Annotated in this window: 10 protein-coding genes; 4 read left to right on the top strand and 6 right to left on the bottom strand. The window is 67.8% G+C overall.

The window, feature by feature from the left end:
- Window positions 1-363: 363 nt before the first annotated feature.
- Window positions 364-1,269 carry a hypothetical protein gene (locus ACIBI9_RS28705; RefSeq protein ID WP_397226102.1) on the top strand — a complete coding sequence of 302 codons (906 nt, stop codon included), beginning with the start codon at window positions 364-366 and terminating at the stop codon, window positions 1,267-1,269.
- On the opposite strand, the gene ACIBI9_RS28700 is transcribed toward ACIBI9_RS28705, so the two are convergent.
- Window positions 1,263-1,496 carry a hypothetical protein gene (locus ACIBI9_RS28700; protein WP_397226100.1) on the bottom strand — a complete coding sequence of 78 codons (234 nt, stop codon included), beginning with the start codon at window positions 1,494-1,496 and terminating at the stop codon, window positions 1,263-1,265. The two genes, ACIBI9_RS28705 and ACIBI9_RS28700, sit on opposite strands and share 7 nt — an antisense overlap.
- A gap of 290 nt (window positions 1,497-1,786) precedes the next feature.
- On the opposite strand from ACIBI9_RS28700, the gene ACIBI9_RS28695 reads away from it, so the two are divergent.
- On the top strand, window positions 1,787-2,560 hold the full coding sequence (locus ACIBI9_RS28695; protein ID WP_397226098.1) for a methyltransferase: 774 nt from the start codon (window positions 1,787-1,789) through the stop codon (window positions 2,558-2,560).
- Here ACIBI9_RS28695 and ACIBI9_RS28690 read toward each other — a convergent pair.
- Together ACIBI9_RS28690 and ACIBI9_RS28685 are read right to left on the bottom strand one after the other, a co-directional pair.
- Complete coding sequence (locus tag ACIBI9_RS28690) at window positions 2,514-3,911, bottom strand: DHA2 family efflux MFS transporter permease subunit (RefSeq protein WP_397226096.1); 1,398 nt, start codon at window positions 3,909-3,911, stop codon at window positions 2,514-2,516. The genes ACIBI9_RS28695 and ACIBI9_RS28690 overlap by 47 nt on opposite strands.
- A 52-nt stretch (window positions 3,912-3,963) precedes the next feature.
- Window positions 3,964-4,242, bottom strand: coding sequence for a hypothetical protein (locus ACIBI9_RS28685; RefSeq protein ID WP_397226094.1), 279 nt, complete (start codon window positions 4,240-4,242; stop codon window positions 3,964-3,966).
- Window positions 4,243-4,894: 652 nt separating this feature from the next.
- Here ACIBI9_RS28685 and ACIBI9_RS28680 point away from each other — a divergent pair.
- Window positions 4,895-5,497, top strand: a complete 603-nt coding sequence (locus ACIBI9_RS28680) for a hypothetical protein (RefSeq protein WP_397226092.1) — start codon at window positions 4,895-4,897, stop codon at window positions 5,495-5,497.
- A 680-nt stretch (window positions 5,498-6,177) separates the two neighbouring features.
- Here ACIBI9_RS28680 and ACIBI9_RS28675 read toward each other — a convergent pair.
- Entirely contained in the window at window positions 6,178-9,750 is a 3,573-nt protein-coding gene (locus ACIBI9_RS28675; RefSeq protein ID WP_397226090.1) for a WD40 repeat domain-containing serine/threonine protein kinase, read from the bottom strand.
- A 292-nt stretch (window positions 9,751-10,042) separates the two neighbouring features.
- Between ACIBI9_RS28675 and ACIBI9_RS28670 the strand changes: the two genes are divergently transcribed.
- Window positions 10,043-10,420 (top strand): hypothetical protein, encoded by a 378-nt coding sequence (locus tag ACIBI9_RS28670; protein ID WP_397226088.1) that lies wholly within the window; start codon window positions 10,043-10,045, stop codon window positions 10,418-10,420.
- A gap of 507 nt (window positions 10,421-10,927) precedes the next feature.
- Here ACIBI9_RS28670 and ACIBI9_RS28665 read toward each other — a convergent pair.
- Together ACIBI9_RS28665 and ACIBI9_RS28660 are read right to left on the bottom strand one after the other, a co-directional pair.
- Window positions 10,928-12,589 (bottom strand): hypothetical protein, encoded by a 1,662-nt coding sequence (locus ACIBI9_RS28665; RefSeq protein ID WP_397226086.1) that lies wholly within the window; start codon window positions 12,587-12,589, stop codon window positions 10,928-10,930.
- 354 nt (window positions 12,590-12,943) lie between these two features.
- Window positions 12,944-13,474, bottom strand: a complete 531-nt coding sequence (locus ACIBI9_RS28660; protein WP_397226084.1) for an RICIN domain-containing protein — start codon at window positions 13,472-13,474, stop codon at window positions 12,944-12,946.
- Between the last annotated feature and the right edge of the window lie 485 nt (window positions 13,475-13,959).

The raw sequence follows: 13,959 nt of genomic DNA, 5'->3' as shown, positions 1-13,959 counted from the left end.
ACCCGGTGGATGTGTCCACCATGGAGGCGCGGATTATCTTGGGTGACCGCCGGTAGTCAGGCCTGTTGACTGAACTAAATTACTCATTTATGCAGGTCGGAGGCCCTTCTGCTACGTTCCCGACATGCAGCAGCGCTGACGGCACACCGGCCGGGCCCGTCGGGGCGCGCTCAGCGGACCCGGTCGTAGACCATGGCGATCTCGCCCAGCTCGCCGGCCTCCTGGTGGGTGAGCGGCCGGCACCTGCTGGGCGGCGTCAGGTCCGTGCTCGGCATGGCGCCGTTCCGCCGGTGACCTGGACGTCACGGGCCGTTCACCTCAATAATCGGGCCAGTCATCAAAAGGACCGACCGGGGGCCCGCCGTGAGACTGCTTTTCCGAACGGCCTTACTTCTGGCCCTCGTGACGGCGTCGCCGCTCGCGGTGACGCATTCGGCTGACGCGCTCACCGCGAAAAAGGTCTTCGCGCGTTACGTCGTCAACCCCTGCCCCATGGAAGAGGGCGAGCCCTGCACCGTATGGCGGCTGAGGCTGAGCGACGGGCGGATGATCCGCCTGGCCGACGCGGTGGTCCCTGTCCCCACGCCGCACGGCAGCCAGGTGGCCTACTACCGCAAGAGCGACGGCGCCCTGGTCGTCCATGATCTGACCACGGGGAAGATCCGCGCCGTCCCGGGCAAATGGTCGCCCGACGCCAACCCGCTGAAATACCTCTCCCCGGCGGGCCGCTTCGCGGTCATCGGGCCCTCGTACCAGGTGGTGGATACCTATACCGGGCAGGTCCACACGCTGCCCTTCACGCCGGACCGGGCGATCTCCTTCAGCCCGGACAACGCTTACTTCATCGCCCGCCGCCCGCGGGTCGTCCGCCAGCCGGAGGTGAACGAGGTCTTGTCCACCAAGACGTGGACCGTGGTGCGTCGCGGTTCGAAGTTCGGCGCCCTGCGGATGGGCGGCGCGGTCGTCGCCTACATCGATTCGGAGACCATCGGCAAACCCGTCTCCATCCGGTTCTGGGACCTGACCGCCGACAAGCCCGTCGGCGCTCCCATAACGATCCCCATCAACGAATTCCCCCAAGGGCTTTTCTGGGACCAGGCCAACCATCTCGACGTCGTGAGCTACCTCCCCAAGAAATACCACCATGGGATGATCGTCCGCGGTAGCGGCTACCGCTGGCGCCGCGCGAGCGACAAGCTTCGCATCCTGGACACCGTCATCCCCAAGGAACGCAGGATCAGCGTCGTCAAGGGCAGCGTCACCTACTGACCTCCTGGCTCCTCGTCCGGCCCGGCCGCGCCGCGGGTGCGGACGAGCAGGGCCAGCGTGGTGCGGGCGTTGCGGCGCCGCGAGGGCGCCCGCCCGTACACGGACACCGCGGCCAGGACGGCGAGCGTGCCGGTGTACAGGCCAAGTCCCGCCACCAGCACCTGGCCAGCCTCGGCCGCTGCATCCGCCTCGGCGAGGAGCCCTCCGCCCGCACCACGGCCGAACACGACCCGGCGACCCGGCGGCGCCAACCCTGAGAACTGGGTCCTACGCCACGCGGCGCGTTTTGGCGTTCGTTTTGTAGTGGCGCGGTCCCGGAGGCCGTCTGGTTTCATTCCATGTCGCGCTGACACAGCACGCGGAAGGTCGTGAGGATGTAGGCATGAGTTCATCGCAGCCCCTCGCCGACCCCGGGTCCGAGCCGGACACAACCTCAGGCGGGGCGGTGAATGCTGCTGGCGCGGGGTCCGGCCCCCCATCGCCGTACACCCCTGGGTCTGCCCCGGGTCACCGCTACTTGCTCGACAACGCCCGGGTGGAGGCGGGCGAGCGGTTCACCTGGCTGGCCGAGCTGTTCGACGGTGTCACACGAGGGCACTTCGACCGGCTCGGAGTGAATGCGGGCTGGCGCTGCTGGGAAGTCGGTGCCGGAGGCCCCAGCATTCCCGAGGCACTCGCCACGGCCGTCGGACCAACCGGTTACGTGCTGGCCACGGACATCAATCCGGCCTGGTTGGACCCGCACGGCGGGTACGAGGTGCTCCAGCACGACATCGTCGGGGACCCGCCGCCGCAGCCAGGCACGTTCGACCTGGTACACGCCCGGCTCGTGCTCGTCCACGTGCCCGACCGTGCCCGGGCGTTGGCGACGATGGTGGCGGCGCTGCGCCCCGGTGGCTGGCCATTGGTCGAGGACGCCGATACCGAGCTGCAGCCGCTGGCCTGCCTCGATGAGGTTGGCCCGGCACAGCAGCGCGCCAACCGGCTGCGGCGCGCCGTCCGGGAGTTGATGACCCGCCGCGGCGCCGACCTGCGCTACGGCCGTACGCTGCCGCGGGTGTTGCGCGCGGCCGGCCTGGTCGATGTCACGGCGGCCGGCTGCTTCCCGGTCGGCGGGGTAGCCTGCGACCGGCTGGAGACCGCGACGGTGCGCATGGTCCGCGCCGAGTTGCTCGCCGCTGGGTTGGCCAACGACGCCGAGATCGACGCGCACCTGGCCGCCATCGATGCCGGCGAGCTCGACCTCACCCTCGCGCCGCTGATCTCGGCATGGGGACGCCGCCCGGGATAGCCCGCGGCGTCCGGGCCGCGGTCAGCCACAGGCCGGTGAATACGGCGCAGGCCAGCGTCACGGCACCCGCCGCGAGGAAGGCGCTGTTGAGGCCGGATTCGAAGGAGGCGCCGCCGGACTCTCGTGTGTGGACCATCGCCCCGAGCACCGCCACGCCGAGCACCGCGCCGATCTGCCGGGTGGTGCTGCTGACGCCCGAGGCGAGGCCGCCCTCCTGCGGGCTGACCGACTGGATGGCGGCCCCGGTCAGCGGCGACATGGTCAGAGCGAACCCGATGCCGACGACCGCCAGCCGCCACCACACGTTCCCGTAGCCGGTATCGGCGTGGACGAAGCCCAGAGCCAGCAGCCCCAGCCCGGCCAGCGCCAGGCCGATGCCGGCGACGACGCGGAAGCCGTACCTGGCCGCGAACCGGCCCGCGTACGGGCTGACGATCACCATGGCCAGCGAGGTGGGCAGGGTCCGCAGCCCGGCGACCAGGATCGAAGTGCCCTGGACGTAGACGAAGAACTGGGAGAAGAAGAACGACGACCCCATCAGCGCGAACCCGACCACGACCATCGCCGTGTTGGACACCGTGAACAGCCGCTGGTGGAACAGTCGGAGCGGCAGCATCGGCGTCGACGCACGCCCCTCGACCACGACGAACGCGGCCAGGAGCACCAGTCCGGCGGCGAAGCTGCCCAGGATCACCGGCGAGGTCCAGCCTCGGGAACCGCCCTCGATCAGGCCGTAGGTCACAGCGCCCACACCCGCGACGGACAGGACCGTGCCGGGGACGTCGATCGGCGGTGCGCTCGGGTTGCGGGATTCCCCCAGCACGCGCAGCCCGGCCAGCAGCAGGACCGCCCCGATGGGCACGTTGACCAGGAAGATGGCGGGCCAGCCGAAGGCCTCCACCAGGATCCCGCCCGCCAGTGGTCCGGCGGCCAGGCCGATGCCGCTGAATCCGGCCCACAGCCCGATCGCTCTGACGCGCCTCGGGGCGGGATACGCGGCGGCGAGCAACGCCAGCGAGGCGGGGCTCAGCGCCGCGGCCCCGACGCCCTGCAGCACCCGCCCGGCGATCAGCCAGCCGATCGAAGGCGCGAGCGAACACACCACCGACGCGGCCGTGAACACCATCACCCCGGTCAGGAACACCCGCCTGCGGCCGAACCGGTCGGCGAAGACGCCGCCCGACAGCAGCAGCATGGCCACCAGCAGCACGTAGGCGTCGACGATCCACTGCAGGCCGGTCAGCCCGGTGTGGAGCCGCTGCTGCATGTCGGGCAGGGCGGCGCCGACGATCGTGTTGTCGAGCAGCACCATGAACTGACCTGCGCAGGTCAGGGTGAGCAACGCTTTCACGCGAATCTCTCCTAAAAGCAGTTGGTTACTGGTCTCACGCTTTTGAACGCGGTCACTGGTGTGCGGGATCTTCTCCATGCTCGGCCACTGGTTCGCGCCCGCTTCGCCGACCTGGGCGATCAGCGGTTCTGGCGCACCGACCTGAACCCCTGGCAGCTACGGGCCGCTGGGAGTGATCGCCCGCAACGGACACCCGCGCACAGATCGCGTTGATCACCTTGTCGTCCCGCTCGATGCGGGCGATCGCCTCGTCGGTCAGTTCCGCCGAGGTCACTTCACCGGCACGCATGGCGGCCGCGAGTTCTTCGGCCGATCGAAAAGTCGATTGCATGAATGTGCACCCTAATGGCCTGCCGCAAGCGCTAAAAAAGCCGAAAAAACTGCTTCCGAGATGCCACGTCCCAGGTCAGTGGGGTTAGCGATGGGGAGGACATGAAATGGCGCTCCGCACAATGAGATAGATGTCTCCATGCTCATCGGTGCATGGCCATAGCGAGCGGGATTTGTCCAGTAGCGGAATAACTCTTTTGAAATCTTCCCAATGACGGGCCCTGGCGGGTGAGACCAGAGTCCATCGCGCGTGAGTGCCCTGCCGGCCGAAGGGCAGCGACTCCAGGCGGTCGGTGTGAGTTCGTCCGGCCACAGGGGCACGACAGGAACGCCGTGCCGCGGACCTCCACGATCTCCTCGTCCGTGAGCTGCGGTGACGCCGTCCGGCCGCGGCGGTGTTGCATGGGTCGCCCATGAAACAACCCGCAGGCAGGGGCGGCATCGTGGGGGACGCTCTGGATGTCCCGGAGACGCTCTGGTCGTCCCGGCGGTCCCGGGCGGCCAGGACGACCAGCCGCCCGGCGGCGTACGAGTCGCCGTTGTCGGCGCGAGCGCGAAGATCATCCCACCACTGGAGACCTTATACTCCTTCAATATTACGATCTTCGTACAATATTCTTGTACTCATGCAAAAAACGTTGCATGCTTCTCGTGTGACTTCACGTGAGATGCTTACTGATCTCGCGGCGATCCGCCACCCGATGCCGGTCGCCACCGAGCACGACGACACCACATCGGAGTCGTTCGACACTGCGGTCGCCGCCATCGAGGAAGCCCGCGCCGCGTTCGTGGAGAGCCTGGACGCGGCATGGAACGCCAGCGGACCCGGTTTCGATCCCCTGCTGACCACCATCGAGGACCTGGTCGTGGTCAAGAAGGACGCCGACACCCAGATCCGGCTCCTCCTCGCCTACGGCCGCGCCTACGTCGCCCCACGCCCCTACACCCTGGAAATCCTGGGGCAGGCCGCCGACCTCAGCCCCTCCGGCGCCAGCCGCGCCTTCGGGGCCGACGAGGTCGTCGAGGTTGGCGACCGCACCGGCCTGCGCCCACCCGCCACCAAGATCGAGGACTACGACCCCGACGATCCCCGACTCGGCCAGGCCAGCCGCACCCGCTGCACCTGGGGCGGTGGCGACCGCAACAACCCCTGCCCCAACCACCCCAAATACACCGTTACCGACAAGTCCGGCACCCGCTGGGCCTGCTGTGACGATCACCTCCCCCGCTACCTCGCTTCCCGGCCCCCGCGCTGAATCAATACCAGGGAAGCTGAGCGGGCAGCTCTGGCAGTTTCCCGGCCCGCATACAGACCTGGGAAAAGTCCAGGTTTTCGTGGTGGCCGCGATGGCAACGGCTGACCAGACCAACCCCAGCCCCTGATAGCGGCCCAACCGGCATCGCGAGCTCGGCCGAACACCCGGGCACGCCTCCGATGCAACCTGTTTCAAGGCCGGTCCACGTGCCCGACAAGATCGTCGCGCCCTGACCAGCGGGAATAGGCCAACAACCCAAGATAACGATTGCGGTAGGGGGCGGCGATGCCGGAGCAGCGCATCATAGGCCGCCAGCGATGGCAGCGGGCGAGTGTCGGCGGGTAGCCGGCCAGTCGCCGTTCGGTGAGCGACGCCACCGGTGACGGCTGCGGGTCGTCGGCAGCCTTGCGGGCCTCCAGCGCGACCGCGTCAGCGGTCAGAGCGCCGCCCTCAACGCTGACACCTCGATGAGCACAGCGTGGCCCTGGCTGCCGGAGGCGCCCATCATCGGGCTGACCGACATCGACGCCAAGCTCGCGACAAGTCACCCCGCGCCGGCTGGTGTAGATCGCCCAGGGCCGTCGCGCGAGCCGCTGGTCCGTGAGAACCCATGTTGAAGCACTTTGTGGCTGATCGTGGTTTAGATAGTGCTGGGCCCAGAAAGGTCGGCATCGAGTGAATCATGGGCACACCAGCCGAAACTCCATGCCAGCTGCGTACCGTCCCCATTCTTGTCTGGTGAGGGAACTCGCTGCGACAGCGCACAGAGCGGCAGGAAGGTCATGTGGGATGCTGACATCCCACAGCCGGACGGTGCTGTCCTCGCCGCCGGTCGCGAGCCTGCTGCCGTCCGGGCTGAAATCCACCGCGTTGACTGCACTCGTATGGCCGGACAGGGGAGCACCGATCTGCCGGTGAGCGGCCACATCCCAAAGCCGGATCGTGTTGTCGCCGCTGGCACTCGCCAACGTGGTCCCGTCGGGGCTGAACACTAGGGCGTGGACGGCTTCGGTGTGACCGGTGAGCGCGGTGCCGATCGGCGTGCGGCTGCTCACGTCCCAGAGCCGCACGGTGTTGTCGCTGCTGCCGGTCGCCAACGTTGTGCCGTCCGGGCTGAAGGCCACCGTCTCGACGGCATCGGTGTGGCCCGTGAGCGGCGCTCCGATCGACGTGCGGGCGCTCACGTCCCAGAGCCGGACCGTGTTGTCGCTGCTGCCGGTCGCCAACGTTGTGCCGTCCGGGCTGAAGGCCACCGTCTCGACGGCATCGGTGTGACCGGTGAGCGGCGCTCCGATCGGCTGGCTGCCCCTGACGTCCCACAGGCGAAGGGTCTCATCGGCGCTGGCGGACGCGAGAACGCGTCCGTCGACACTGAAGGCCAACGCGTGGACGCTCACTGAATGGCCGCGAAGCGGGGAGCCGATCGCCCGGCGGCCACGCACATCCCACAACTGCGCCACACTGTCGTCGTCGCTGCCCGTGGCAAGGATCCTGTCGTCAGGGCTGAGAGCCACGGGAGTGACCGTGGAATCGTTAGGGGTAAGCGGGGCGCCGATCGGCCGGTGGGCCTTAACGTCCCACAGCCGGGCTGACTGCCCGTCGCTGACGACGAGCGACTGCCCGTCGGACCCGTAGATCACTGCGTCTATGCTTTCGCCGCCGCCGGTAAGCGGAGTGTCGATCTCCCGGCGGATCAGCACGTCCCACAACCGGACCGTCTCGTCATCGCTGCCCGTGGCCAGGGATCGCCCGTCAGGGCTGAACGCCACCGACGTGATCCAGTCGGTGTGGCCGGTCAGCGGGGCGCCGATCTGCTGGCGGCTCCTCGCATCCCAAAGCCGCACCGTGTTGTCGCTGCCGCCGGTGGCGAACATCCGCCCGTCGGTACTGAACGCCACCGAGGTAACGCGGTCGCCGTGGCCACGCAGCGGGACACCGGTCTGCCGGTGCCGCTTTACGTCCCAGAGCCGGACCGTATCGTCGCTGCCGCCGCTGAGCAGGACGCGCCCGTCGGGACTGAACGCCACCGACGTGACACCGCTGCGGTGGCCGGTGAGTGGGGCGCCGATCTGTTCGTGAGTTGCCGCGTCCCACAGCCGGATCGCGTCATCGCCGCCGATGGGATCGCCGATGTCGCCGCTGCCAGTGGCGAGAACGCGCCCGTCGGGGCTGAAGGCCAGCGTGTTGAAGCCGTATTGGTCGCCTGAGATCTTGGTGTGGAGCTGGTGACGGGTTGCCACGTCCCAGAACCGCACCGAGCCGGCATCGCCGCCCAGGTCGCTGCTGGCGCTGGCAAGCGTGCGCCCGTCGGGGCTGAACGCCACCGACGTGACCCGGTCGCCGTGGCCGGTCAGCGGGGCGCCGATCTGCCGCCCGGAATGCGCATCCCACAACAGGACCGTCTCGTCGTCGCTGCCCGCGGCAAGTGTGCGCCCGTCGGGGCTGAATGCGACCGACGTGACTCGGTTGCTGTGCCCGGTGAGCGAAACGATCAACTGGCGGGTCCGCACATCCCACAGCCGTACCGTCTCGTCATCGTCGCCGCCGACGCTGGCGACAGTTCGGCCATCCGGGCTGAACGCCACGGCGGTGACGGCAGCGGTGTGGCCGGTGAGGACTGCACGCCCTGGATTGGCCACAGCGGCGAGCATGGCAGCACGAGCTTCGGGAGCGGGATTGATCCGCCAGGCTCCCACCGCGAGCAACGCCGACAGCCGAGGATCACTGGCGAGGAGTTCGCTCTGCGCGGCCCACTGGCGGGCGAGCGCGATATCACGCTGCCGATCAGCGTCCTGTTGAGCCTGCACGGCAAGCACCGTCGCGGCCACGGCGATGATGAGCAGAACTGACAACGTCGCGGTGAGGGTCCGACGGCGGCGGGTGGTGCGGATCTGCACTCTGGTGCCGGCGTCGAGGAACTCACGTTCCAGCGGGTTCACATTCAGGCGCCGACGGCTCCGGGTAGCCCACAGCAGCGCCTCCTCAAGGCGTCTGCCGCTGAGCACGTCGGCGGGCCGACGCCCCTGGGCGTCCCACGCGCGGGCGGCACGTCGAATCTGCTCATGCACCGCCAGGCCGTCCCGCTCCTCCTGCACCCAGCCGCGCAGGCGCGGCCAGGCCCGCAGCAGCGCCGGCCTGCTCAAGTTGATCTGTCCATCAGCTTCCACGATCAAAGAGGAAAATGCCGCCAGCACACTGCGCAGCGCCTGTTCCCGGGCAGGTGACAACCGGTCGAACAGCTCCTCGCGCGGGATGGGCCGAGGCCTGATGTCGCGGCTGTCAGTCACCGCCACCAGCCGCAGAAACAAGTCCGGGACAAGGTCACGATGGTCTGCGCTCAGGCGTGCATAGGCGTCCTCGGCCACCTTTTCCAGCGTGGGATCCATCGGTTCCCATCCGGTCAATAGTCCAGCCTGGGCACTGCCCGCCGCCATCAGCGCAGCGTCGGCCGCCGAAGGGCCGCCGGTCAGCGCGGCCAGCAGGCTACGAGCGTCGGGGCGGTCCAGCGGTTTCCTGGCCAGCGCCGCCCCCACCAGCGGGCGCACCGTTTCTGGCAGCACATCCAGACATGGAGAGTGGTTCAGCACCCGGTACGCCGTAGCGGCCACAGAGTCAGCCCCGAAGACATGCTCGCCGGTGGCGGCATACAGCAGGATCGCTCCCCAGGCGAAGATGTCGGCGGCCGCTCCAGCTCGCTCCCCGGCGAAAACCTCCGGAGCCATGTACGCGGGGGTGCCAGCCGCTTGGCCGCTTGGGGTCAGCGACATCTCCATCGTGCGGGCGATCCCAAAGTCGATCAGTCGAGGGCCGTCGGGGCCGAGCAGCACGTTGTCCGGCTTGAGATCACGGTGGATCACCCCCACCCGATGGATGGCGGTCAGCGCGGTGGCGACACCGATCGCCAGCCGGTGAAGGTCGTCGCCGTGGAAGCGGCGGCCACCCGCTACAACCCGGCCCAAGCTGACCCCGTCAATGAACTCGCTGACGATGAACGGCGTCGGACCTTCCAGATGCGCGTGAAGGATCTTCGCGGTGCAGAACGACGCGACTCGCTGAGCGGCCCGCACCTCCTTGGCCATCCGGGCAAGATGCCGGGAGGCTCCATCGACAGTATGCAAAACCTTGATCGCCACACGGGTTCCGAGCTGGTCGTAGGCGTCATAGACCACGCCCTGTCCTCCGGTGCCCAGCCGGCCGGAGAGCCAGTAGTCACCCAGCTGCTGCGGATCCCCCGGTTGCAACGCCTCAGGCATCCGAGCTCCCCTCGCCGGCAACCACGCATCAACCATCCACCATGTGTGACGTCAGTTACGGTGGCGAAGTTGCCCGCAACCGTCCCGGCCTGCGATCGCGGAGGCAAGGGTCACCTAGCCGGTCACGCGCGCCGAACCGCACAGGCGCCGCAGCGTGGTCCGTCGGCGCCCACGAAGTCCGCGTCGTAACGCTGCCCCCCATGTCCGCGCGTCGTGCCGTGGCAAGGCGGGGTGCTGCGCAATTCTTGGCGGTTCCCCGCAACGCCGGACCCTGCCTGTACGCTCTCGTGCCGTGGACATGAGCGCCGTCGGCTCGCTGGTGGCGCTGGCGACGCTCGCGCTCGGCGCCTCTCCCGCCCCGATGTCGTCGCGAGGGGTCGTCCTGATCTTCGGCGGCACTGGATCGCTGCTGGTGGCCCTGGCGTACGTTCCGGCCCGCGCCGCGCTCCGGGAGGCCGCGACCCGTCTCTGCGACGACCTGCTACCCCTCGCGGACGCAGACGACGCCGCGACAGCGCTCAGCCGGGCCGAGGAACGCGCGAAACTGGAGCAGACCCTGGAGGTCGACCACAACCTCATGACCGACCTGCAAACAGGTCTGGTGATCCTCGGGCCGCTCCTGTCCAGCGCTGCCGCCGCGTTCCTACCCGGATCCACCGGGTCAGGGTGATGAGGCGGTGGGGTCGGCGAAGGAGATCTCCGGGGCCGTCCCCAAAACGGTGATTTTCGGGACGGTTGCGGCGGCCTGGCCGCGGGATCCAGAGCATGATGGGGATGAGGCCGGGTCCGCCCTGGCTTCTCGCCGCCCCAGCAGTGGCACGCCGTGACACATAGAGGCGGAAATCAACTGACCGGTCGCACGGTGATCGGCTGGGACCCGGACGCCGCAAGCCGCTCCATCCACGGCGAGTTCTCCTGGTATCCGTGCCTGACCCGCCCGTAGGCGACGATCGCGGCCCGTCATTGGTCGTCGTCAGGCGGGTGTACGACGTGCCGGGCAAGACGCGCCGTACACCGGTCTTCTGGGGCGGCTACGCGGTCGAGATGATGCTGGACTACCTCCCGCGCGCCATAGCGGCGGGCATCATTCCACGCCCACGATGGGGCTGTCCTCTTCGGGGTGGCCCCGCTGCGGTCCACAACGATATGCGTGAGTCAGCTTCGGAGCAGGCGAACCCTATCTCCAGGCGCTGCAGTTGTAGACGTAATTTCCTTTGCGCCGGCAGACTCTTACATGGACCTTCCATACCTTGGTCAAGGTGAAGGATTCTTTGACGTGGCGTCCCTTCGGGCACGCCCGGCCGCCCATCTGCCATCTCTTTCCGTCGATGCGCATTTCGCCCACCACGCAGTATCCGTCCGCATAGTCGTCCCACACGTTGCTCGACAGGTCGACAGTGTATGGTCCACGACCACACCAGGACACCCAGAAATCGCCCCATCCACCGGGGTGGTCTCTCCAGATGCCGTGCATGTCGGTCGTGTGGAGCCATGGACTTCTTTCGTTGGCCCCACTACAAGCGTAGATGTAGGCGTTCTCGGAGGTCTTCGCCAGATCTTCGGTGGCCGGGTCGTCAGCAGGCGGGTCGGTGAAGTAGCCCCGCATTGAGACCTGGACGTGGGTGGTGCCCGGACCGTGGTTGGTGATGGTCACATGCCCTTGGGAGTCGGGGATGACCAGGTCGAATCCGGTAGTGCTCTCCGCCTGGTCGTAGTTGACGCTGGAGATGTCGGGGTCGCCGTCCTCGGTCGGATAGACGGTGAGCCATCCCTTGTCCGTTGGTCGCCGGGCTTGAATGGTGAGCGCGGCGGAAGCCATCGCCTTGTCGCCCAGGTCGATACCCTGCGTGACATCGAAGGTGACGGACATGCCCGGGGCAAGGGCTTCGGTGTTTCCACCTGGTACGCCAGCCCCGGTGATGGTCTCAACGATGACCTTGGACGGGACGCTGACGTAACCCCCTCCGCCCTCTTCCGCCGTCGCCTTGAAAAAGCCGCGAAGGGTGAGTGCCACGTGTACGGTGCCGCTGCCGCGGTTCTCGAGGATCAGTTTGCCGCTACCGGTCAACTGGGCCACGGTGAAACTGCTGTTGGTCTCGCCGGGGACATAGTCCACCGTTGCCACGTTGTTGCCCGACTGATCGGACGGGTGCAGGCTCAACCAGCCTTGTTGCCCCTGAGACCACGCCACGACATTCAGTGCGACCGCGTTGGCGCCGGCGGCCGGGACGTTCCCCTGCCCGGCGACGTCGATCGTCACCGACGAATCGGCCGGGACAGGGATGGCCCCGTGGACCGGGGACCCCGTGACATGCCCAGGCCGGGTGTCGTACAAATACTCGGCGCCGACCGGGTAGTACTCGTTGCCCGCCTGGGTGTCCGCGGCACTGAGGAAGTAGCCGCGGACCGCGACCACGATGTGCACCGGACTGTCGCTGTTGTTGACGACAGACACCATGCCGGTGCTGGTGAGGCGGGTGAAGTCCTCGCCCGTGACATTTTCGCCCGGATAGAAGGTCAGCGTTGACACGGTGGTCGGGGCATCGGATGGATGGACGGTGAACCAGCCGGACTTCTCCGCGCCCACCGCAGTGATGTTCAGTGCCACCGCCGACACCCCGGAAGCCGGGATCCCCGCTTGGCCGGCCACCTGAAAGGTGATCTGGCCCTTGCCCGGCACCTTGGCGGAGCTGACACCGCCGGTCCCGTCGCGGGTGTCTGCGAGCACGGCCGGAGGCACGGCCACGAACTGGTTGTCCGGGGCCTCGTCGGCTCTGGCCGGATTCATTGACGAGGTCGCCGTCATCAGCGAAACCAGCAGGATGAGCACGGTTGCCACCGCTGTGATGGCACGCCGTGGCAGGCGAGCATGAACAGAGTGCATACGTGCGCCTTTCGTATTCGGTTTTCCGGTGTTGGATCAGGCGAAGAAGGGCGTGGTCATTCTCAGGGGAACGGAGGCGCTGATCGTGGCGCCTTCTCCCCACACGCCATTGGCTGATGTTCTTGCAGTGACCGGGAGCGATGAACGACAGCAGTGTGCGTCGGGGACGTCGCGGCCTGGACCGCTTCGCCGACGTGGCCGCCACAAGGCCCCGGATTGGGATGACAGGTTGTGAGGGCATGAAAGCGTGTCGGCCGGCCTCAAGATCCGGGCCACGCCCGCCCATGCGGACTCGCGCTGACCGCCCGGTCAGGGCTGGTGCAGTCCCCAGCCCTGATTAGCCGAACCATCGCAGGGGTATTGGGCGGCCTGCTTGCCAGGCTGGGTACTGGCGTTTGGAATACCCAGGCACAGGCCGCTCTTGCGGTTGTACAGCGCGAAGATATTCTGTGGATACCGAGCGTCGTAGCGGAGGATCCAGTCCTGATTGTAATGACCGGCTGGATTCGCCTGGATGGCCCCCGCGCCCGGATCCGTGCTGGCGCGGTCGATGCCGAGATTCTTTCGCGATGCGGCGTTCTCGAAGCTGTAATAGTCACCGTCCGGAACCAGAATCCAGTGCTGCGAGGCCACGTTCTGGTTGTTGAGTGCCTGGACGACCGGGGCGCCGTTGGCAGAGCTGCCACCTGCAGGTTGCAGGAAGTGTCCGCTCTTATAGTTCCGGATCCCCAACGTGGCGGCGACCTGGACCTTGATGGCCGACAACGAAACGGGTGCCCATTCGTCGCCCGTGAGCGGCCTTGCGTGAGCGACTGCTGGACTGGCTGTCACCATCGCCATCAGTGCTCCGGCTATAACTGCCGCTGCGGCGTTCCTCGCGCATGTTGTGCGCATGGCGTCTCTCCTTGTGTTGGATTCTTTCGGCGTTACCGAGGTACCTCGGTGAGAGGGTGGGGCCCTGGCGGAAACTGCTGCGCCCGCCCTCACCTCTCCCTCGCCCGCGGCCAGGCACATGCCGGTGGCGCCGTTGACGTAGGCCTGGCCGGGTCCGGCGGAGGCCACGGCGGCTGTGCGGACCCGCTGGGCGGCTGGGACAGCAGGGTCACGGCGGCGGTCTTGGAGCTCGTACGCATGGATGTCCCTTCTCGGGTGGGGATGGGATCGACAGCACCGACCCGCGAGCAGGCCGGGGCTGGTCACACGTTCGTGTGGCCGGCCGCGCGGTTTCCGGGAGCAAGCGGTCCCGGGACCGGTTGCCCGCCGGGGCCGATGGCACCAGGATCATGGCGGTGGAAATTGTTCGGCACCCCTGATCAGGCAGGCAA

Source organism: Nonomuraea sp. NPDC050451, assembly GCF_044458585.1.
The sequence above is the reverse complement of the archived record's forward strand: the minus strand, read 5'-3'. Positions and strand labels throughout refer to the sequence as shown.

Excerpts from the sequence above, each read along its gene's own strand:
- ACIBI9_RS28675 (WP_397226090.1), bottom strand. The coding sequence starts at position 9,750 with ATGCCTGAGGCGTTGCAACCGGGGGATCCGCAGCAGCTGGGTGACTAC.
- ACIBI9_RS28660 (WP_397226084.1), bottom strand. The coding sequence starts at position 13,474 with ATGGCGATGGTGACAGCCAGTCCAGCAGTCGCTCACGCAAGGCCGCTC.
- ACIBI9_RS28685 (WP_397226094.1), bottom strand. The coding sequence starts at position 4,242 with ATGCAATCGACTTTTCGATCGGCCGAAGAACTCGCGGCCGCCATGCGT.